Source organism: Vreelandella profundi (assembly GCF_019722725.1).
Lineage (GTDB): Bacteria > Pseudomonadota > Gammaproteobacteria > Pseudomonadales > Halomonadaceae > Vreelandella > Vreelandella profundi.
Map to the genome: position 1 here is coordinate 2,069,182 of NZ_CP077941.1, position 22,287 is coordinate 2,091,468.

At 54.9% G+C, this 22,287-nt stretch carries 17 protein-coding genes; 5 read left to right on the top strand and 12 right to left on the bottom strand.

What is annotated here, in order from left to right; genetic code table 11:
- Nucleotides 1–1,506, bottom strand: coding sequence for a glucose-6-phosphate dehydrogenase (gene zwf / locus KUO20_RS09525; RefSeq protein WP_235039646.1), 1,506 nt, complete (start codon nucleotides 1,504–1,506; stop codon nucleotides 1–3).
- 237 nt (nucleotides 1,507–1,743) lie between these two features.
- On the opposite strand from zwf, the gene KUO20_RS09530 reads away from it, so the two are divergent.
- Entirely contained in the window at nucleotides 1,744–3,234 is a 1,491-nt protein-coding gene (locus tag KUO20_RS09530) for a TrkH family potassium uptake protein (protein ID WP_235039647.1), read from the top strand.
- Here the strand turns inward: KUO20_RS09530 and KUO20_RS09535 are convergent.
- The 10 genes from KUO20_RS09535 to gap form a co-directional block, all read right to left on the bottom strand.
- Nucleotides 3,231–3,956, bottom strand: coding sequence for a response regulator (locus KUO20_RS09535; protein ID WP_235039648.1), 726 nt, complete (start codon nucleotides 3,954–3,956; stop codon nucleotides 3,231–3,233). The genes KUO20_RS09530 and KUO20_RS09535 overlap by 4 nt on opposite strands.
- Nucleotides 3,946–6,633 carry a sensor histidine kinase gene (locus KUO20_RS09540; protein WP_235039649.1) on the bottom strand — a complete coding sequence of 896 codons (2,688 nt, stop codon included), beginning with the start codon at nucleotides 6,631–6,633 and terminating at the stop codon, nucleotides 3,946–3,948. The genes KUO20_RS09535 and KUO20_RS09540 overlap by 11 nt, the downstream gene beginning before the upstream one ends.
- Nucleotides 6,634–6,637: 4 nt before the next feature.
- Nucleotides 6,638–7,285 (bottom strand): potassium-transporting ATPase subunit KdpC, encoded by a 648-nt coding sequence (kdpC, locus tag KUO20_RS09545; protein WP_235039650.1) that lies wholly within the window; start codon nucleotides 7,283–7,285, stop codon nucleotides 6,638–6,640.
- A gap of 10 nt (nucleotides 7,286–7,295) precedes the next feature.
- A complete protein-coding gene (gene kdpB, locus KUO20_RS09550; protein WP_235039651.1) occupies nucleotides 7,296–9,332 on the bottom strand; it encodes a potassium-transporting ATPase subunit KdpB in 2,037 nt (678 codons plus the stop codon).
- 10 nt (nucleotides 9,333–9,342) lie between these two features.
- A complete protein-coding gene (gene kdpA, locus KUO20_RS09555) occupies nucleotides 9,343–11,034 on the bottom strand; it encodes a potassium-transporting ATPase subunit KdpA (RefSeq protein ID WP_235039652.1) in 1,692 nt (563 codons plus the stop codon).
- Nucleotides 11,035–11,043: 9 nt separating this feature from the next.
- The gene (kdpF, locus tag KUO20_RS16835) at nucleotides 11,044–11,124 is read right to left on the bottom strand and encodes a K(+)-transporting ATPase subunit F (protein WP_422823141.1); all 81 of its coding nucleotides are present in this window, start codon (nucleotides 11,122–11,124) and stop codon (nucleotides 11,044–11,046) included.
- A 368-nt stretch (nucleotides 11,125–11,492) separates the two neighbouring features.
- Nucleotides 11,493–12,224 (bottom strand): anti-sigma factor, encoded by a 732-nt coding sequence (locus KUO20_RS09560; protein ID WP_235039653.1) that lies wholly within the window; start codon nucleotides 12,222–12,224, stop codon nucleotides 11,493–11,495.
- Entirely contained in the window at nucleotides 12,221–12,784 is a 564-nt protein-coding gene (locus KUO20_RS09565) for a sigma-70 family RNA polymerase sigma factor (protein WP_235039654.1), read from the bottom strand. The genes KUO20_RS09560 and KUO20_RS09565 overlap by 4 nt, the downstream gene beginning before the upstream one ends.
- A 113-nt stretch (nucleotides 12,785–12,897) precedes the next feature.
- Nucleotides 12,898–13,419, bottom strand: a complete 522-nt coding sequence (locus KUO20_RS09570; protein WP_235039655.1) for a DUF3455 domain-containing protein — start codon at nucleotides 13,417–13,419, stop codon at nucleotides 12,898–12,900.
- A 177-nt stretch (nucleotides 13,420–13,596) separates the two neighbouring features.
- Complete coding sequence (gene gap / locus KUO20_RS09575) at nucleotides 13,597–14,598, bottom strand: type I glyceraldehyde-3-phosphate dehydrogenase (protein WP_235039656.1); 1,002 nt, start codon at nucleotides 14,596–14,598, stop codon at nucleotides 13,597–13,599.
- Between the two features lie 199 nt (nucleotides 14,599–14,797).
- On the opposite strand from gap, the gene KUO20_RS09580 reads away from it, so the two are divergent.
- Nucleotides 14,798–15,274 carry a methylglyoxal synthase gene (locus tag KUO20_RS09580; RefSeq protein WP_235039657.1) on the top strand — a complete coding sequence of 159 codons (477 nt, stop codon included), beginning with the start codon at nucleotides 14,798–14,800 and terminating at the stop codon, nucleotides 15,272–15,274.
- A 20-nt stretch (nucleotides 15,275–15,294) separates the two neighbouring features.
- On the opposite strand, the gene cra is transcribed toward KUO20_RS09580, so the two are convergent.
- Nucleotides 15,295–16,278: a catabolite repressor/activator gene (cra, locus tag KUO20_RS09585; RefSeq protein ID WP_235039658.1), complete on the bottom strand. Its 984-nt coding sequence runs from the start codon at nucleotides 16,276–16,278 to the stop codon at nucleotides 15,295–15,297.
- Between the two features lie 262 nt (nucleotides 16,279–16,540).
- Between cra and ptsP the strand changes: the two genes are divergently transcribed.
- The 3 genes from ptsP to KUO20_RS09600 are packed head-to-tail and all read left to right on the top strand — an operon-like array spanning nucleotide 16,541 to nucleotide 22,136.
- Nucleotides 16,541–19,435 (top strand): phosphoenolpyruvate--protein phosphotransferase, encoded by a 2,895-nt coding sequence (gene ptsP, locus KUO20_RS09590; protein WP_235039659.1) that lies wholly within the window; start codon nucleotides 16,541–16,543, stop codon nucleotides 19,433–19,435.
- Nucleotides 19,435–20,406: a 1-phosphofructokinase gene (gene pfkB, locus KUO20_RS09595; RefSeq protein WP_235039660.1), complete on the top strand. Its 972-nt coding sequence runs from the start codon at nucleotides 19,435–19,437 to the stop codon at nucleotides 20,404–20,406. The genes ptsP and pfkB overlap by 1 nt, the downstream gene beginning before the upstream one ends.
- Nucleotides 20,403–22,136, top strand: coding sequence for a PTS fructose-like transporter subunit IIB (locus KUO20_RS09600; protein ID WP_235039661.1), 1,734 nt, complete (start codon nucleotides 20,403–20,405; stop codon nucleotides 22,134–22,136). Before pfkB ends, KUO20_RS09600 begins: the two co-directional genes overlap by 4 nt.
- Nucleotides 22,137–22,287: the final 151 nt, after the last annotated feature.

Below are 22,287 nucleotides of genomic sequence, written 5' to 3' on the forward strand. Positions count from 1 at the left end.
TCAATAATCCTCGTACCAGCTGCGGCCGTCTTGGGTAATCATTGCGATAGACGCGACGGGCCCCCAAGAACCCGCGGGATAGCGGCGCGGCGGCGTTTCACGTTTTTTCCAACCATCAATGAGCTGATCACACCAACGCCACGAATGTTCAATCTCATCGCGACGCACAAACAGATATTGCTGCCCTTTCATGACTTCTAGGAGTAGGCGCTCGTAGGCGTCAGGTATCCGCGATTTAGGAAACGCACTGTTGAAATCAAGATGCAAAGGCCCGGGGCGCAAACGCATGCCCTTATCCAGGCCGCTGTCCTTGGTCAGCACTTGCAGAGCGATACCCTCTTCGGGCTGCAAGCGAATAATGAGTTTGTTTGATGCGATACCGCGCTGGTCGGGATCAAAGATATAGTGCGGCTGCTGGCGAAAATGAATCACAATTTGCGAGAGCTTCTCCGGCATACGCTTGCCCGTGCGCAGGTAGAAAGGCACCCCCGCCCAACGCCAATTGGCCACTTCCGTTTTCATGGCCACAAAGGTTTCTGTCTGGCTTTGTTTATTGGCATCCTCTTCTTCCAGATACCCGGGCACTGACTTGCCGTCAGTATTACCTGCGATATATTGGCCGCGCACAACGTCACGCCCAAGCGCTTCGCCAACAAAGGGTTTAAGCGCTTTCAGCACCTTCACCTTCTCATCCCGAATCGCATCGGCATCCAAATTAGACGGAGGGTCCATAGCGATTAAGCACAGCAGCTGCAGCAAATGGTTTTGCACCATGTCACGCAGCTGCCCTGCCTCATCAAAGTAGCCCCAGCGCCCCTCAATGCCGACTTTCTCTGCCACCGTAATTTCAACGTGGGAGATATTATTCTGATTCCACTGGGTGCCAAACAGAGGATTGGCAAAGCGTAGTGCAATCAAATTCTGTACGGTTTCTTTACCTAAATAGTGATCAATGCGGTAAATCCGCGACTCGGGAAAAACGTCGCCAATGGCGTCGTTAATCTCAATCGACGACTGCAGGTCGTAGCCAATAGGCTTTTCAACGATGATCCGTGAGTCTTCGCTCACACTGTTACTGGCCTGAAGATGGCGACAGATATCGCCGTAAATACGCGCCGCTACCGAAAGATAAACCACCATCGGCTGGGACGAACCCTCCCGCCACTGACGGATCGCGTCAAAACCTTCAACCTTCGTGAAATCTAGCTGGCGATAGTCAAGACGATTCAGAAAACGCGTTAGGCTTTCCTCGTCCTGCTCATCTTTTTTAAGGCGTTTCTGTAGCGCGGCGTTAACCAGCTCGCGAAACTCGGCAACGTCGTGCTCCTGGCGGGCCAGCCCCATAATGCGGGTGCTTTCAGGCATTAAGCCTTCGCGATCTAGGTGATACAAGGCAGGAAACAGCTTGCGCATGGCAAGGTCGCCCAGCGCCCCGAACAGCGCCAGATCAATGGCGTGTTCGGGATCACCGAGGGGAGTACTTTGTGAAGCACTAGACTGGCTCATCGTTGCTCCTATTAATATACAAACAGCTACTTGTAGTTAGATTACCTAAAATTTACCGTAAACTAGGCATTGTACGCAATAATTCATGTAATTTTACTACAAAAAACACAGTGACTGGCAATCAATCGCTGCTAGCCCCACTTTACTCGTTAATAGCCTTACATTTTTACAGACTTTTTATGGAAGGCAGTGATCTCTTAGCGCATGCTTAAGGATACTAAATGGCGAGCTGGGTATATGACATCGATGACACCGTGGTTTTATCGTAGCAGGGATGTGTACCGGCACTGGGCGCCTGTTTTTAAAATCATTTCGATTCTGTGGATGGTGCTAGCGCTGTTTATGCTGGTGCCGCTCGTCGTATTGCTCATTGAGAACGATCCCGATGCCATGGCTTTCGGCATTTCTGTACTGATCATACTAGGCGCTGCGGCGCTCATCTGGCTATTGACGTACCGCGTGTCGTTGGAGCTAAAGCCGTGGCAGATGTTTATACTCACCGCCGCCAGCTGGGTCAGTATTAGCGGCTTTGCCAGCCTACCGCTTGTGCTTGGCGCACCTCAATTAACGTTCACAAACGCGGTGTTTGAATCAGTCTCGGCGATTACCACCACAGGTTCGACCATTCTGGTCGGCATTGAACACTTTTCCGATGGTTTGAAGCTATGGCGTGGCCTAATGCAGTGGATAGGCGGCATCGGCATTATTGTGATGGGCATTGCAATTTTACCGTTTTTGAAAGTCGGCGGTATGCGGCTGTTTCATACCGAGTCATCCGACTGGTCGGATAAAGTGATGCCCCGCACTGGTGGGATTGCCAAAGCGACGTTAACGATTTATGTCAGCCTCACCTTTATTGCTATCGTCAGCTATTGGTTTGGCGGAATGACGCCGCTGGATGCGACCGTGCACGGTATGTCATCGCTGTCGACTGGTGGCTTTGCCAATTCTGATGCCTCTTTCGGCGCCTACGCCGACCAGCCGTGGCTGCTGTGGATGGCCAGTTTATTTATGCTCAGCGGCGCGCTGCCCTTTGTGCTTTATATCCGCTTTATACGCGGTTCGGGCAGTGCCTTATGGCAAGACCAGCAGGTGCGCGGGCTGCTTAAACTACTGCTGGTGGCGATCGCTATTTTGAGCATATGGCGTGTGACTCACGGCAGCGACCCTTTTGAAGCCATCACTCACGTGACGTTTAATATTGTGTCAGTAGTGACCACCACCGGCTATGCCTCAGATGACTACACTCTATGGGGCGCCCTACCGGTAGTGGCCTTCTTTTATCTCACCTTTATCGGTGGCTGTAGCGGCTCGACCAGCGGCGGGATGAAAATCTTCCGCTTTCAAATTGCCACCCTGATGCTGCGTAATCAGCTGCGCTACTTAATTCATGCAAATGGAGTCTTCACCACTCGCTATAATCAACAGCCCGTAACGAGCGATATTTCGCGCAGCGTGGTGGCTTTCTCATTCTTCTTCTTTATTACCATTGCCGTTTTGGCACTGAGCTTATCCGCGCTGGGGTTGGATTTAGTGACCGCCCTTTCCGGTGCCGCCACGGCGGTAACCAACGTGGGGCCCGGGCTTGGCGACATCATTGGCCCTGCGGGTAATTTTGCCCCTCTGCCTGACGCCGCGAAATGGCTGCTGTGCATTGGCATGCTGATGGGCCGATTAGAAATACTCACCGTGGTGGTACTCATGACCCCAATGTTCTGGCGACGCTAGAACCCGTTTTGGTGGGTAGCCGGTTCTACCAATAAACGGTAGCCAACGCCCGCCTCGGTTTGTAGCAAGGTCGGTGTTTGTGGATCATCACCGAGTTTCTGTCTTAAACGACTGACGACGATGCGTAAATAGTGGGTGTCATTGACATGGGTAGGGCCCCATACCTCTTTCAACAATTGCGTTTGCGTCATTACCCGCCCAGCGTAGCGGCACAGCCGCTCGACTACCGCATATTCTTTACGGGTTAAGCGAACCTCCTGGTGGCGAAGAGTGATACGGCGCAGCGCCAAGTCAATCACCAGTTCCTGGCTGGTATATACATTGGATGTTGCCTCCCCGCGCGCCTGCTGGGAACGGCGCAGCACCGCGCGTACGCGGGCGAGCATTTCCTGGATGCCAAAGGGTTTGGTCACATAGTCATTGGCACCGTTATCTAGCGCCAAGACCTTTTCTTCTTCCCGCTCTCGTACTGAGACCACAATCACCGGTACCGCGCTATGCTCACGGATAGCGCTGAGTACGTCCTGGCCATCTTGGTCGGGCAGGCCTAAATCTAGCAGCACTACGTCAGGCGCCTGCGTATACACCGCGGCCAGAGCCTGCTCGCCGCTTTCGGCTTCGATAACGTCATAGCCTTGAGACGCCAAGCTAATACGCAAAAATCGGCGTATCTGCAGCTCATCATCAACAATAAGAATCCGCCCACTGCATTCAGTCTTCATCTATTCCCCTGGTTTCAATACCCAACAAAGGCAGCGTCATAATGATCGAGGTGCCATGACCGTCCTCACCAATATCGGCCTTAATAGTGCCGCCATGAGCACCAATCATGCCACGACAAATAGCCAGGCCAAGCCCACTACCATGGGCACTTCGATCACCATCACCCCCGCTGTAAAACATATCAAACACCTGCTCACGCAGTTCAGCGGGGATACCTGGGCCTTGATCTGTGATGATAATAAATAGCGCCGGCTGGCCATCCTTCAGACCGGTATAGGCGTTGATAAATAGCCCGCCGCCGGGCGGTGAAAACCGCTGCGCATTATCCAGCACATTGACGATCGCCTGCTCAACCAGCGCAGGATGGACGTATAGAAGCGGCAACGAGGAAGGCCATAACTTATGTATCACCACGTGCTTTAGCGTTTGCCCCAAACGCTTGATAGCCGTATCAATAACGTCATCAAACGCTACCCAGTCACGCTCAATTTTAAGCGTGCCGTGGCCTAGCCGCGTCATATCCAGCAGGTTTTGAATATAGCGGTTTAAGCGCTCTCCCTCCGACAAAATGCCATCCAACAGCTCACGCTGGTCGTTCTCGTTTAGCTGGGGTTTGAGCTCAATCAATGAGCTGGCCGCGCCAATAATTGATGAAAGCGGTGTGCGCAAATCATGCGATACCGAAGACAGCAACGCCGAACGCAGCCGCTCGTTTTCTTCTGACACTCGGGCGGCATTTAGCTCTGCCACTAGGCGCGTGCGCTCCAGCGCCATACTCAGCTGCCGGGTAAGCGTATCGAGTAATGCCTCACTTTCTTGCGTAAGACTTGCCTGGCTTGCCGATAGCTTCAATGCCAGCATGCCGATTTTTTTACCCTGCACGTTTAAAGCGATCAGCCGCCATGCCTGTTTGCTCAGCGTATGCGTGCCATGGCCACTGGATTTTTGATGCTGCCAGCTCCATACCGCCGCCTGTTTTGCCGCTATATCTAAATGCTCTGACTCAGGCCACGCATAGTCGATGCGTATCTCACTGCCACTTTCCGCCGATCCAATAAAGGCAGTAGGCACGCCGAAACAGCGCGCCAGCGTATCAACCCCAATCTTTGCCACGCTGTTGCTATCAGTGGCGGTGGATAGCTGTTCGGCATAGCGCAGCAGCAGCTGCGCCTGGTCCCGACTAACCCGCAGTGCGATTAACCGCTGCCGCCCGAGCCCGGCTAGTTGACCCACGACCAGCGCTACCAGAAAGAAAAAAAACACCGTGAGCAGCTGCCCCTTTTCTACCATAGCCAACGTCAGCCGCGGCTCGGTAAAGAAGAAATTGAATATCAGAAAGCCCACCACCGCGCTTAGCATCGCCATGGCGGTGCCCGCCCATACAGCGCTAAAAAGCACTGCCGCCAGGAACACGAGTGATAAGTTAGCCAGCTCAAGCCAGGGTTCCAGCAAGAGCGCCAACCCTAGCGCGGCAAGGAGCGACATGCTGCTAATAAGCACGCGCGGAAAAGACAGCGACCAGGGCTGTAACTGCCTACCTAAGCGTCGCTTAGGTGCGGCTTGCGCAACGACAACCACGTCAAAGGCATCCGCATGATCCAAAAGACGCTGCGCCAACGAACGCGGTCCTACCCACCACCGCCGATGGTGCTGCCTTCCGACCAGCATAGTCGTCGCATTAATCGAGCGGGCGTAGCTAAGAATTTCGGTCAATTGGCTCTGGCCTTGAAGACGCAACGCTTCGCCACCCAGCCGTGCCACGAGGCTAAAGCCTTGTTCAACGGCTAGCTGCTGTTCGGGTGATGAGGTGCTTTTTTCAACATATACAGCCCGCCAGACGGCCAAACGCCGCTCGGCCATTCTGTGCGCAGAACGGATAAGCGTTAAGTCCTCTTCACTGCCGTTTAGAATCACCAGCAGATGTGGCCGCACGGGCCATGGCCCTTCTTTACCGCCAGCGGTCATTGCCACTTTAACGTCGGCGTCAACGCGCTCCGCCATGGTTTGAATAGCGAGTTCACGCAGGGCATTAAGATTTGATTCGTTGAAATAGCCTTCCATCGCGGCTCGGGCCTGTTCTGGGATATACACCTTGCCGCGCTTTAAACGTTCAAGTAACTCTTCTGGCGTGATATCCACCAACGAAATATCACGCGCGCGAGACAGTAGCGCATCAGGCACGGTTTCCCGCATTCGAATGCCGGTAATGCGCGCCACGTCATCGTTGAGACTTTCCAGATGTTGAATATTAACCGTTGTCCAGACATCAATGCCGGCGTCTAGGAGCTCTTCTATATCCTGATAACGGCGAGGATGCCGGCTGCCCGGTATATTGCGATGGGCCAGTTCATCCACTAATAAAATACGTGGCCGGCGAGCCAGGGCGGCGTCGATATCAAACTCATAAAAGACCCGTGAATGGTGTTCAATGGGGGCTAATGGCAATCGTGGCAGCCCCTCGCAAAGCGCCTCTGTATCAGCCCTGCCATGAGATTCAACCACGCCAATAACGATATCGTCGCCATCTTCACAACGCTCGCGAGCGGTGCGCAGCATGGTGTACGTTTTGCCAACGCCAGGTGCTGCACCTAAAAATACACGCAAACAACCGCGGGCCTCTCGGCGCGCGGCTTTCAACAATGTATTGGGATCGGGGCGCTGATCCGCTGAATACATTCATTTACTCCATAGAGTTAGCAGAGATGGCCGCAGGTATGGGAAAGCGTTCGTCCAAACTCACGTTTAAGCGCAGCACATTGACTACCGGGGCACCCAGCCAGCCGGTATTTTCAAGCGCCTGATCAATAAGTAAAATCACGCTAGCTTCGTCTATTCCACGCGCCTGCGCCACTCTAGGAGCCTGTAAATTAGCGGCAGGTAGTGAAATGTGCGGATCAATGCCGGATCCTGACGCGGCAATTAAATCGACAGGAATCTGCTCAATACTCACCCCCTCTCGCTGAGCAATCAAAGCACCATCTATCGCGGCTCGTTCCCGCAGCGCGCTGTTGCTGGGTGCCAAGTTAGATCCCGCGACGCTTGCTGCATCGTTATTAGCGCCAGAAGGACGGCCAATAAAGTACTCATCACTGACAAAGGTTTGAGATACAAACCTGGAGCCTATGACCTGCCCTGAAGCATTTCTTAATACGCTGCCCTGGGCTTGCTCTGGGAACAGCCAGCCCCCTAATGTCGTCGTCACGAAAGGATAAGCGAGCCCCAGCAGAATCGCCATTACCGCCATAAACTGAACGGCGCTCTGCCAGGACGCCTTGGTCTGAAGCTCATCGTCATGGGCAGCTATTTGGCTTTGATTCTCTATATTCATAGCATTTCTCCTAAAAGAACAGCGCGATTAGCATGTCTAGTAGTTTGATGGCAGGAAACGGTAGAAGGAGCCCACCCAGGCCATAGATCAACAGGTTGCGGCGCAGTAGCTCTGTTGCTGACGCGGCTTTTACCGATACGCCGCGTAACGCGAAGGGAATCAAGGCCGGAATAATTAACGCATTGAACATCACCGCGGCGAGTACTGCGCTAGTGGGTGAATGCAAATTCATAACGTTCAGCACCCCTAGGGCTGGGAAGCTGGCAGCGAATAATGCAGGCAAAATGACAAAGTATTTGGCCACATCGTTAGCCAGCGAAAACGTCGTGAGGGCTCCCCTAGTGATTAGCAGCTGTTTACCAATCTCCACGGCGCTAATGAGTTTGCCGGGGTCAGAATCTAAGTCCACCATGTTGGCCGCTTCGCGTGCGGCCTGAGTGCCTGAGTTCATTGCCAAACCCAGGTCGGCCTGGGCCAGCGCCGGCGCATCGTTTGTGCCGTCCCCTACCATGGCAACCAACCGACCACTGGCCTGTTCTTCACGAATCAGCGCTAGCTTGCGTTCCGGGGTGGCTTCAGCAATATAATCGTCTACGCCCGCCGTGGCGGCTATCGCTGCGGCGGTGATCGGATTATCACCCGTGATCATCACGGTTTTTATACCCATGGCACGTAGCTCGGCAAACTTCTCCGCCATACCGCTTTTAATCACGTCTGAGAGTGCAATCACGCCTAGCAGCTGCGCGTCTTCTGCCACCGCAATGGGCGTCGCCCCATCTTTGGCAATGCGCTCAATCACCTGTTCATAATCATTGGGGATACGACCACCTTGCGCTGTTACCCATTTTGCAATGGCGTTGGGCGCGCCTTTTCGGAGTCGTTTACCATTAGTGAGGTCGGCGCCAGACAAGCGTGTTTCCGCGCTAAAGGGTTCAAAGACGGCGCCATCAGCCTGTTCACTCAGCTGAAGATCGACGCCCTGCTCTTTCGCTAGCGTGATAATCGAGCGGGCTTCTGGAGTGGGATCATCTAGCGATGCAATAAAAGCCACGTCGCGTAACCGCTGATGGGGTACCTGTTGGCAAGTGGCAAACTCCGTTGCCCGTCGATCTCCCAGCGTAATAGTGCCGGTCTTATCCAAAAGCAACGTATCAATACTGCCGGCAATTTCGACAGCTTTACCCGGTTTAGCCACCAGGTTAGCGCGCATAGCGCGCTCCATACCGGCAATACCAATCGCAGGCAACAAGCCGCCAATGGTGGTGGGAATCAGACACACCAGCAGAGCGACCAGCATGATCGGTGAGGTTTCCACTCCGACAAAAGCGGCCATAGGCACTAGCGTGACCACGACAATCAGAAATACCAGCGTCAGCATGGCGAGCAGCACCGAGAGCGCCAGTTCAGTGGGTGTTTTCTGGCGGCTGGCACCTTCAACCAGCGCAATCATTCTATCCAGCAGCGATTCACCGGGATTAGCGCTGACCTGAATAACCAGCTGGTCCGAAAGCACCTTGGTGCCTGCGCTTACTCCGCTGTTATCGGTACCGGCTTCGCGTAACACCGGGGCTGATTCACCGGTTACCGCCGACTCGTTAATAGACGCCGCACCTACAACGATTTCGCCATCTGCCGGTATTAGCTCACCCGCCAAAACCTTGACTCGATCACCTTTACGCAACGCGTCAGCGCTAACGTTGCTTGTTGTGCCATCATCATTGAGCTTAACGGCTGTCAGCAGGCCCTTGGTTTGACGCAGCGCACCCGCGTGCGCTTTGCCGCGTGATTCCGCAAGCGACTCCGCGCCCGTCGCAAATAAAACGGTCGCTAGCAGCAGTATGGCGATGGTTAAGGCGAAGCCACCGTTTTCCCCCTCAGCAAAAGCTATGGGCGTTAGCCCAAAGCACACCAAGGTACCAATGGCCACCACCGCCATGACGGGATTACGCGCCAGCTGGCGTGGTGAAAGCCCTTTAAACGCGCCGGCCGCTATTGTGCTAAAAGAAAGTGAGTGCTGCGACGGTTTAGCAAGTTGTGTACCTGACATCTCATTTCTCCTAGAAGCCTTGCACCACGGCTTCTGCCATTGGACCAAGCACAAGCACGGGTAAAAAACCGAGTAAGTTAACAATCACAATGACCCCAGCTGTTAGCCCCATAAAGGCGGGACTATCGACTGGCAGCGTGCCACGACCTGACGGCGCTGTACGTTTAACGGCCAGCCATCCAGCCACCGCCAACGGCACCAGCATCGGTAAAAATCGGCCAATAAACAGCGCAATAACACAGGTTAAATTCCACCACGGCGTATCGTCACCAAGCCCTTCAAAGCCCGAGCCATTATTGGCAAAAGCCGATGTAAATTCGTAAAGCACTTGGGTTAAACCATGAAAGCCTGGGTTAGAGATTTGCGCGGCACCGGGTAGCGCCACGGTTAGCGCCGTTAGCCCCAGAATGATCAGCGGCTGGGCCAGAATGGCCAGTGAGATCCAGCGTATCTCACGTGTTTCCAGCGGCTTACCGAGTAGCTCCGGTGCTCTTCCGATCATCAATGAACCCACAAAGGCCGCTAACATTAGATACAGAAAAAATCCGATCAACCCGACACCTATGCCGCCAAACGTGACGTTGACGAACATATCCATCAGCAACACCATGCCGCCTAAGGGATTGAAGCTATCGTGCATGGCATTGACGGAGCCGTTGGATGTTTGAGTTGTCCAACTGCCCCATAGCGCCGAAAGATCGGTGCCAAAGCGCAGCTCTTTACCCTCTAAATTACCTTCAGCTTGGGTAAACTCGGCAAACGCTGGGTTGGGCATCCGTTCGGAATACACCACTAATGAGGTGGATATCAGCGAGAACACCAGCATTACGCAACCAATGCCTATCATTAAGCGGCGGCGCCCGGTCATGACGGCTAGCGCGATTAATAGGGCGATGGGAATCAGCGTTAGTGAGGCAGTTTCAATCACGTTTGCCAGCGGTGTGGGATTCTCAAGCGGAACACTCGAATTGGGGCCATACCAGCCGCCACCATTGGTACCTAGCTGCTTAATCGCCACCATGGAGGCGACTGGCCCGAGAGGAATCGACTGCACCTCTGCTACTTGTGGGTCCAGCATGTCTAGCTGGTGGGCAGCCTGATAGCTGGCGGGCACGCCCTGCCAAGTCAAAAGCAGTGCGACCACGGCGGCCAGAGGAAGCAGTACGCGCACCACGCTACGCGTTACATCGCGATAATAATTGCCGACACCCTTCATCAGACCAATCGGTTTAGCCACGAAAATAGTTCTGGCGATGGCAACCAATACCGCCATGCCCGTTGCCGGGGTAATAAATTGCAGGGTTACGATGGCAAAGGTCTGGCTTAAATGAGAAAGCTGCGCCTGCCCGGAGTAATGCTGCTGATTGGTATTAGTCGCAAATGACACCGCCGTGTGCAGCGCGGTATCCCAGCGCATGCCCGGGATACCGTCAGGATTTAAAGGCAACATGCCCTGAGACATAAACACCAGCCACGCCAGTAGCATTAAGCCGATATGTAGTTTCAAGACGGCGATCACATACGCTTGCCATGTCATGGTTTGTTGGCTATCAACGCCTGCCAGGCGATAAATAGGCTGCTCTATCACCCTAAATATTTTGTCTATTCGGCTTGGTTGAGCACTCAGCGCTTTGGCCATATAAACACCGAGAGGAACACTAAGCAGTGCGACGAGTGCATAAATGGCGACCATATCGTTCATTATGATCTCCTAAAAACGTTCGGGGCAAAGCAGGGCATAAAACAGATACCCAGCCGTTGCCATGGCGATAATCAGCAATACGATATTCATTGACGTGCCTCCTTTGATTGGCACCTCAAGCTTATTGAGTAAGCGCGTAAAAATTCGATGCTGATTACGGCATTCGCCGTTAAAAATACGTAAAAATATGCCTTTGCGTCGCTAAAATTTGGATGCGCAAACGCGCTTACAGCACATGGCGCGGAAAGCCTGGGGAGAATGCAGAGGAGAAGTTAGAAGAGAGTTTAGAAGAGAGATTAGAGGAGAAACATGGGGCAAAAGAGCGCCCAAAATCACGTAGAAAAGACGGGGAGCCTCTGATTAACGTAATGAGCGAAGGCCAGACAAGGAAACTGGCAGCTATCATGCGCCTGTTAAAAATCGGATTAACGTTCTTTTAACAGGCGACTAGATACAGATTAAATCTCGACCGAGCGGCCGATAAATTCGATAGGCCCGCTTGGAAGCCCGCTTGATGAACCCGCCTCATCTTCAAGCGTTAGCTCAAATAGCTGGTTATCTTGCAGCGGTGGCAGCTCATCCAGGCGTAGCCGAATCGGCTTACCGGGTTCAACTAAACCAAGCGAAACAGGCGCTTGCCATTCATCGGCTTTGGTCCAGAACTGTAGCGCTTTGCCTTCAGGTACTGTAAAGGTACCAAGAGGGATTAGCTCTATTTCCTGGCGTGATGACGCCTGCACTACCCAACCAGCCGACTGAGTTTGCGGGGCTAACAGCACCACCATGTACTCGGGGGTCGTTGGCGAATTTACTTGGTTTGTCAGCAGCACACCCATAACCAGTGCCGCTGCCAACCCAAGGCCTGCTGCGCCGCGCCAAAGCGGCAGGCTGCGCAAAAAAGGACGTCGTGGCGAAGAAGCCAGTGGGCGAGCAGCGACTGACGGTTTTTTTGATGCCGTCAGGCTGCGCTCAATGCGCGGCCATAAATAGTCAGAAGGCTCTACTGGCGTTGTAATAGCGGTATAGGGTAAGAAACGCTCTTCCCATGCCATAACGGCTTTTTGCAATTCAGGCTCATTAGGCAGCCGTGCTTCAAATGCCTGACGTTGCGCTAACGACAGCGTGCCCAGCACGTATTCACCCGCCAAGGCATAGTCGTCTTCGTGTTCATATTGACTGGGGCGGGTCATGCCATACACTCCCGTAGACGCAGCAAACTGCGCTTAATCCAAGCTTTCACGGTACCGAGCGGCGCACCCGTGTGGGCGGAAATTTCTGCGTGACTGAGGCCATCTACATAGGCATGGAGTACGCAGTTACGTCGCTCCGGCTCAAGTTGTTCTAAACAGCGATCCATTTGTTGACCGGTCTGCCAATCAAAGGCTTCTTCTGCAACAGAGGCGAGTTGGAAATGCTCATCGTGGGCTAATTCGGTCGGATCGTTGCTATCAAAGGTAATTTCACGGTCACGATAGCGGATAGCATTTAATGCCAGGTGACGCGCTACGCTAAATATCCATGCTCGCGCGGATCCTTTATCAGGATCATAACTGCCGGCGCGTTGCCAAATATTAAGACAGGCATCGTGAACAATATCTTCTGCCATGCCACGATCTTTGACTATTCTAAAAACTACGCCTAAAAGCCTTGCACCTTCATGAGCATAGAGTTGATGCAAAGCGTCATGATCGCCGCGGGCACACTTAATTAATACGGCATCATGATCAAATTCATTAGCTATATCGGACACACCTTCGCTCCCTGATGACGCGTCGATCCCACTCGTCGCACGTCCAGACAGCATAGCGGCTAAGGGGCCGCGATACGACCCCTTAGCTTTACTGAACTCTAGCTTTTCTAAACTTAGTTAGCAGTCCAGAAGATGTAGTCGGCTTGATAAGTAACTACTGCAGTTGCGCCGTCGTGATCTGCATCACAAGTGACGTCAGGTGCAACACCGCCTTCGGTGTTTAAGCGCTGAATGTAGCTAACGTCCATCATCGCGCCTTCGCCTTCAGCTGGGTTGGCTTCTACTAACTGAAGAGGAATGTTGCCGTCACCGTTGGCAGCGGTTGCTAGCTGAGTACCGGTGATTTTAGAACCATCCAGCGCTTCCCACGTTGCTGGGGGACCGTAATAGCTACCTACTTGAGTGCCGTCAGTGTCATTGAGTGCAGCATGCGGGCCTTTGAAAACCCAAGCCATGTCGCCAGAGTCATTGGTTTCACACATATAGGTGATAGCGCCAACGCCAACGGTTTCAAGTGCTACGGTGTTGCCGTCTGGGACTTGTACGTCCGCTGGCGTTTCAGCCAAAGCGGCTTGACTGAAGGATGCAATCAGGGCTGCGGCCAGTGTGGTACGCGTCAGGTTTTGAATGGTCATTTCAGTCTCCTAAAAGAGTTATTATCAACCGCCTTAAATAGCGGCTGTATAGGGAATACCCGCGAGACTCTCTTTTGGATGCAGTGATGTTTAAAAAAATGTAAAAAAAGCCCTGAGCAGATTCTCAGGGCAGTATTGAGGGGTAATACGTCAGCATTAAAAGTCTAACAATAACGATTAGGCCGTTGCCTGCATCGCAAGCGTGGTATCTAGCATGCGGTTTGAAAAGCCCCACTCGTTGTCATACCACGCCATTACTTTGACCAAGCGACCATTCACGCGAGTGTGATTGGCATCAAAGGTCGAGGAGTTGGCATCATGGTTGAAATCGATAGAGACCAGCGGCTCAGCGTTCACGGCCAATACCGGCGAGTTAGCGGCGGCTTTCTCAACAATGGCGTTGATCTCTTCCTTAGTCGTATCGCGGCTCGCGGTGAACGTAAGATCCACCAGCGAAACGTTGATAACCGGTACGCGCACCGCTAGACCATCCAATTTACCTGCCAGTTCTGGCAACACCAGTCCTACCGCCGCGGCCGCACCGGTTTTGGTGGGTATCATTGAATGCGTAGCGCTACGAGCCCGGTATGGGTCGCTATGATACACATCCGACAAATTCTGATCATTAGTGTAGGCATGAACCGTGGTCATCAAGCCATTCTCAATCCCCACGGCATTGTTCAATGCTTTCGCTACCGGTGCCAGGCAGTTAGTCGTGCAGGAAGCATTTGAGACCACTTTATGATCAGCGGTTAATACATGGTCATTAACGCCATACACAATTGTGGCGTCTGCATCAGGGCTAGGCGCAGAGATCAACACGCGCTTAGCACCGGCAGTAATGTGCTTTGCTGCGGCCTCACGCTTGGTAAATAACCCCGTACACTCCATGACCAAATCAATTTTCATGGCTTCCCAAGGCAAATTCGCCGGGTCACGCTCAGAGGAGATCGCGATACGATCACCATCGACAGTGATGCTATCGGCATCATGCTCTACCTTAAAAGGAAAGTGGCCATGAACGGTATCGTGACGCAGCAGGTGTGAATTTAGCGACGGATCGCCAAGATCATTAATGGCGACGACCTGAATGCGATCGCGGTAGCTATTTTCGTAAAGGGCGCGCAGTACATTGCGGCCGATACGGCCAAATCCATTAATCGCAACTCTTATTGTCATGATAGCTCCTCAATAAATCAGTGGTGGAGAGTAAGGCTTCCTGTAAAAAAATTACTAAAAATACGTATTTAAGCCTCAAAAAAGCTTTTAACTGCTGCTTACCTGCCTCAAAAGGCCTATAAAAATACAATATGTAGTAAAATTACTATATAAACACCACTGTAGTCCAATACTAAAAAAACCCAAAGAGAGTGATGCCATGAGCGATGCGCAGCCGCCCCGCCAAACTATTCGCACACTGCAAGTACGTAAACGGATTGCCCTAATTGCCCACGATGGTAAGAAAAGTGAAATGCTCGAATGGGCGACGCGCTGGAAAGACACGCTTAGCCAGCACACACTTCTGGGCACCGGCACCACTGCCGAGCGTTTAAAGACAGCCTTAGGGCTAAGCGTAGAAGGACTCATGAGCGGGCCGCTGGGCGGTGACCAGCAGATTGGTGCGCGCATTGCAGAACAGCGCCTAGATATACTGATTTTTTTTTGGGATCCCTTCTCGCCGCAGCCACACGACCCGGATGTAAAAGCACTGCTGCGTTTAGCGGCGTTATGGAATGTACCGGTCGCCTGCAACGCAGCCACCGCTGACTTTCTGCTTTCCTCGCCCTACTTAAACGAAAGCTACGATTTGTCGATTCCAGATGCTAACGCCTGGGCGCAAGCGAGAACCCTCTAAGCACTAAGCGTAGCGAAGCACTAAACGGAGCGGGTGCGCAGGTGACGCGCCACCACTTGCCGCCCGCTGAGATAATGGCCGCTAGCCGCCGATAGCGCACAGGCAAGGGTTAACTCGGCAATGCGGTCGTAGTCCTGCAGCGCAGAGTTAACCGGCTGAGGGAGAAAATCCAGCAGCCGGTGATCGCCAAAAGTAGCCAAGCGAATATCTACCGGTAACCCTCCGCGCTCCAAGAACACATCAAATACTCCCTCCAGCAAAGCATAGGAAGCCGTCACCAGCGCATCCACATTGCCATGCTGATCCAGCAGCTGCGTGGCTAAGCGAGCGCCTTCGCTGCGCTCGTAATGCTCACCACTCAGCACAATCGGCTCAATGCCGGTGCCCGCCAGAGCACTCTGAAACCCTGAACGTCGCTCACTGCTGATGGATAAATCCGCCATCGCGTCAAACCACGCCACGCGCTTGGTTGCTTCGCTGATCACTGAGCGAGTCAACAACGTCGCTGCTTCCTGATCGTTGCTCACAACGCTGGCAAACAGCGCTGGGTTTAAGCCACGGTCCATACCCACAACACACCAGCCCTCGCCTACCAGGTCGGCGTAAAAGGTGTCATCACTTGGCAAGCAGCTAGCGGTTATCAATACCTCACAGCGCTGAGCACGCAATGACAGTGCCAAAGTGCGCTCGCTCTCAGCGCAATCATCCGAACTGACGATCAACAGCTGATAGCCCTTCTCCCGTGCGCCACGCTCTAAGCGCTTGGCGAGGCGGGCATAACTGATGTTCTCCAAATCCGGCACGATAAGCCCCAACAAACGGCTTGCGCCTCGGCGTAGCGCTGCCGCCTGCGGATCAATGTGGTAACGATGATGACGCACCACTGCCATTACTTTTTCAATCGTGGCTTTACTAATGCGTCGCTGCTCAGCCTGGCCATTCATCACATAGCTTGCGGTAGTGCGTGAAACGCCGGCTAATCGGGCAATATCGGCGAGTGTCATGAGGGTTCCCCTTGGCTTGACCGGGCAGTTTATCAGCAAGTTAGCGCATGCAAGACCAAAGTCTAAAAGATCAAACCTTGTGTCATTAAGTGAATCGATTCAGCATAGCACTATACTTCGATGAAACGACAGGCATGACACGATTCATCCAGCTAGGCGACATGCCACTATAACGATCAGTTTATGTACACGTCTTTGCGCCGCATAGGCAGTTAGCCTGCAGTCTTCAGAGGCAGCCAGAGCACGTTTACAGGAGAATACTATGTTGACACTCGGCCCCGATGACATCTTGCTAGGCCGCCACGCGGATAGCTGGAAAACCGCCTTGGACAACGCCGCTGAAGCGCTGGTAGACGCTGGATTCGTTGAGGCTGAGTACCGCGACGGCCTGCATGCCCGTGAGGCGCAGTCATCAACGTTTTTAGGCAATGCGATTGCGATACCCCACGGCACGCCAGAAAGCCGCCAGCACGTAAAGCGCACCGGCATTCGCGTGCTGCAGTTTCCCCAGGGCATTGAGTGGCACGATGGTCAAAACGTGCATGTGCTGGTCGCTATCGCGGCACAAAATGACGAGCATCTGGATATTCTGCGGCAGCTAACCCACGTACTCGACCGCGAAGGCGTGGCCGACCAGCTTGCCAGCGCCACCTCGGCTGCGGATATCGCGAGATTGCTTTCAAAGCCAGCGCTTGAACCGCGCCTGGACGCCGACACCTTATGTGTCAATTTTCCCGCTCGCGACCCACAAGAACTAGCCCTGGCTGCCGCGGCTCGTTTGCGCCAAAGCGGCTGTGTTGATAACACCTTTATCACCGCCGTCGCGAACGCTCAGCCTACTTGGCTAGGCAAGGGCTTATGGCTGTCGAGCAGTTCACACGGCGTTAACCAACCCGCGCTAGGCGTCGCCACACCGGCTGAACACACCCTGGAAAGTGCGGGTCACCCCGTGCATGCCCTGTTCTGTTTAGCGGCACATGGCGATGCCCACCGCCCACTGCTAGAGCAATTGATTGCGCTCGTCGACAGCGGCGCCAGCGACACTCTGCTCACCCGTAATAGTGATCAGTTGCTGGCACTGCTAGCCGGAGAAACCGCCAGCACACACACCCGTCGCGTACGGGTGCTTAATCCTCACGGCTTACACGCCCGCCCCGCGAAGCAGTTGGTGCAGGTAGCGCGCGCTCAGTCCATGCCGATCAATGTGCGCTTGGAAGAAGGCAGCGCTACACCGGTTTCTGCAGCGAGCCTGACAAAAGTAATTGGCCTAGGGGCGCGGCGCGGTCAGTGGCTAGTTCTGTCTGCCGAAGGCGATAGCGCGCAGCAGGCGCTTGAACAGGTAGCCGAGACGGTTGAAGCAGGTCTGGGTGAAAAAGTGACGCCCTTTGAAGATGGCCGCGATAGCGCTCAAATGCCCAAGGTGGCAGAAGCAAAAGTGACCCCGTTGAGTGCAGACACTCCCCATGCAGGCGTGGCGGCCTCGCCCGGCTTAGCCATCGCACCTGTGTTTGTTATCCGCCCGCTGCAGTTTGATTACCCTCAGCATGCGAACGACACCGAGCAGCAGATCACTCGGTTAAACAGCGCCATTCAAGAAGGCGCAGCGCAGCTACAGGCACTGGTGAAAAATGCCCAGGGGGGCGAGGTAGCGGATATTCTCTCAATGCACGAAGAGATGCTCGACGACCCCGAACTTCATCACGCAGCGACGGATGCCATTCGTGAAGGCCGCTCCGCGGAAGCTGGCTGGTGGGAGGCGATTGAAACCGCTGCCCACGCGCAGGAAATGCTAGCTGATCGTCTGCTTGCCGAGCGTGCTGCTGATCTACGCGACGTTGGTCGTCGGGTACTCAGTGTGCTCTGCGATGTGCAACTTCCCGAAGCCCCGGACCATCCTTATATTCTAGTAATGGACGATATTGGCCCGTCCGATGTCGCTCGCCTAGACACTTCCCGCGTGCGTGGTCTGCTGACCGTGCGTGGCGGCGCTACGGCGCACAGCGCTATTTTGGCACGCGCGCTGGGCATTCCAGCGGTGGTCGGTGCTGGGCAAGCGGTAATGGCACTTAACAACGCCAGCATGATGATCCTGGACGGCGAGCGTGGCCGGGTAACCTCACAGCCATCTGAGGAGCGTTTACAGCGCGCCGAGCAACAGCTGCTTGACCATCAGCAGCGCGAAGCCGATGCCTGGGAAACCCGCTTTGACCTTGGCCAAACCCGGGATGGTCACCGTGTCGAAGTTGCCGCGAACCTTGGCAATACCGCCCATGCCGCCGATGCAGTAGAGCGCGGCGCCGAAGGCGTTGGCCTGCTGCGTACTGAATTTCTGTTTATGGCCCACGCCAGCGCACCCGATTTAGCGACGCAAATTGGCGAGTATCGCCAGGCCGTGGAAGCGCTGGGCGAGCGCCCGCTGGTGGCGCGCACTTTGGATGTGGGTGGCGACAAGCCCCTGCCCTACTGGCCGGTGCCCCAAGAGGACAACCCGTTCCTGGGTCTTCGCGGTATTCGTTTAGCGCTCACCCAGCCCGAGGTACTCGAAACCCAGCTACGTGCGTTACTCATGGCAGCAGCGCCTGCGGCGGGTTTGAAAGATAAAAATCATCCGCTGCGCATCATGCTGCCAATGATCAAAGACATTGCCGAGTTCCGCGCCGTTAAAGTCATCTACGATCGACTACTGCAAGATATTCCCGCCGCCCAGCGCGCAACCGACGTGCAGCTGGGGGTGATGATTGAAGTGCCCTCCAGTGCGCTTTTGGCGCCCAGCCTGGCCGCCGAGGTGGACTTCTTCTCGGTGGGCACCAACGACTTAACCCAGTACACCCTGGCGATTGACCGTAGCCATCCAGAACTCTCAGCACAGGCCGATGGCCTGCATCCGGCGGTGCTGCGCCTGATCCAAATGACCGTGGCGGCCGCGCATGCCCAGGGCAAATGGGTGGGCGTATGCGGTGAGCTGGCCTCCGATGCCGCGGCTATTCCAGTCTTGGTCGGCCTGGGCGTGGACGAGCTTTCGGTCAGTGCGCGGCAGATCCCCTTAGTGAAGGCGCGCCTGCGTGAGTTTGATCTTGCCGATGCCCAGGCCAGTGCTCAGCTTGCGCTGAGCAAAGCAACCAGTGATGAGGTGCGCGACGCCCTGGAGGCCCGTTAATGGCCCGCGTGCTGTGTATCACCCTGAACCCGGCGCTGGATTTGGCGTTTAACCTTGACGCCTTAGTACTGGGCAGCGTGAATCGCCCCACCAGTGCGCAGTTAGAAGCGGCAGGAAAAGGCGTCAACGTCGCCCGAGTGCTGGCTGGGCTTGGCCATCAGGTAACGGTGAGCGGCTTTTTAGGCCGCGAGAACGATGCCCCCTTTACGCTCGCTTTTCAGCAGACGGGACTGGTCGATGCCTTTGTGCGCGTTCCGGGCAGCACTCGCATTAATGCCAAGCTGGCCGAACACAGCGGCCGCGTCACCGACATTAACGGCCCCGGCATGCCGATTGATGCCGCTCACCTGAACACGCTGATCAAAGCGGTGGATGCTGAGCTTATCAGCGCCACGCCGCCACACGCGGTCGTGATGGCGGGCAGCCTGCCCCCTGGGTGTTCACTGGACGATTTCAGCCAGCTGCTGGACCACCTAAACGCCAGCGGCGTTCCGCTTTGGGTTGATACCAGCGGGCCCGCCTTAAATACAGCGATTGCGTCAGGCCCCGCAGGCGTCAAACCGAATGAAACAGAGCTCGCTGAATGGGTCGGTGAACCCCTTGATGATATCCAGGCACGCTTGGGTGCCGCCCGGCGACTGCACGAAAGTGGTATCGCCCACGCGCTTATTTCGGCGGGCAGCGAAGGCGTGCTGTGGGTCAACGCTCAAGGTAGCTGGCACGCGACGCCACCCAGCGTCACCGCCACCAATACGGTGTGTGCCGGCGATACGTTGGTAGCTGGCATGCTGCATGGCCTGCTTAACCAGCATGACGCTGAACAAACACTGCGCTTCGCTACCGCGCTTTCTGCTGAAGCCGTGCGCCACGTAGGCGTGGGCGACCCCTACGCGGCTGATTTCGACTCACTCCAACAACATACCCGGATACAGCGTCTTGATGACGCCGTCACTGAGGGAGCCACGCTATGAATGTCATTTTGATTACCGCCTGCCCCAGCGGCATGGCGACGACCTTCCTCGCGGCCAAACGCCTGGAACAGGCTGCCCAGCGCCAAGGCTGGTCGGCTCATGTGGAAATGCACGGCGAAGTAGCCCCCCTGCACGCTGCTAGCGCAGAGCAGATCGCTAACGCTGATTTAATTGTGGTGGCCGCCGATCACGTGCCCGCGCCAGAGCGGTTCGAGGGCAAGCGTCTATTTCAGGCACCGATTGCGAGTACTCTGCCTGACCCTGGCGGCTTTCTTGCTCAAGCGAAGCGGGAAGCGCCTATTTATAGCGCGCCCGCAGCGTCTAGCGCATCCGCCGCTAGAAGTAGCGACGGTGGTAAGAAAATCGTTGCCGTCACCGCCTGCCCGACCGGCGTAGCGCATACCTTTATGGCCGCTGAAGCGCTGGCTGAGGCGGGCAAAGCTATGGGCCACGCCATTCGCGTTGAAACCCAAGGCTCGGTAGGCGCCCAGGATCGCTTAACCGAAGACGAAATCGCTCAGGCAGACATCGTCGTACTGGCCTGCGATATCGACGTTGATCCGTCGCGGTTTGCAGGCAAGCGTATCTACCGCACGTCGACAGGCAACGCGCTCAAAAAGCCGCGCCCCACCCTTGAAGCCGCCCTCAGCGAGGCTGCTATAGAGAGTGGCAGCAACAGTGCGGGCACAGCCAATAAGAGCGTCAAAGAGAAAGGCGTTTACAAGCACCTGCTCACCGGCGTTTCCTTTATGCTGCCGATGGTGGTGGCAGGCGGCCTGCTGATTGCGCTCTCCTTTGTATTTGGCATTGAGGCCTTTGAGCAGGAAGGCACGCTGGCCGCAGCGCTCATGCAGATCGGTGGCGGTACCGCCTTTGCACTGATGATTCCCGTTCTGGCAGGCTATATCGCCTACTCCATCGCCGACCGCCCCGGCATCGCCCCGGGTATGATTGGCGGCATGCTGGCGGCCAATATTGGCTCCGGCTTTATCGGCGGTATTTTGGCAGGCTTCCTGGCGGGCTATGTGGCGCTGGCGGTTACTCGCTACGTGAAACTGCCCTCCAGCGTTGAATCCCTGAAGCCGATTCTGATTATTCCGCTAGTGGCCAGCTTGGTCACTGGCCTGACCATGATCTACGTGATTGGCGAACCGGTTGCGGCGCTGCTGAGTGCTCTGACCAGTTTCCTGGAATCCATGGGCTCCACCAATGCCGTACTGCTGGGCATTCTGCTGGGCGCGATGATGTGCTTCGACCTGGGCGGTCCGGTTAACAAAGCCGCCTACACCTTTGGCGTGGGTTTGCTTGCCTCCGAAACTTACGGCCCAATGGCGGCGATTATGGCGGCGGGTATGGTACCGGCCATTGGTATGGGTATTGCCAGTTTTGTGGCACGTAACAAGTTTTCTGCACCGGAGCGCGAAGCGGGCAAAGCATCATTCGTGCTTGGCCTCTGTTTTATCAGTGAGGGGGCGATTCCGTTTGCCGCGAAAGATCCGCTGCGGGTCATCCCTGCCTGTATTGCAGGAGGCGCGTTAACTGGTGCCCTTTCGATGCTCGTGGGCGCAAAGTTAATGGCGCCTCACGGCGGTATCTTTGTACTGCTCATTCCCAATGCCATCACCCCTGCGCTTCTTTACCTTGGCGCCATTGTGGCGGGCTCGCTGGTGACAGGTTTAAGCTATGCGTTTATCAAACGCGGCGCTGCCCAGGTCGCTGTCGCCAGCTAAACGCTCTGAAACAATAGAGGCTAGGCAGGCGAGCAAACCTGCCTAGCGCTAAAAACACGTAGCTTTACGCAGTTAATCGCTTTAAAAGCTTTAACACGCTCCCCTTTATGCGCTTTTTTATGTAGTATTTTTACATAACGTCGATATAAGC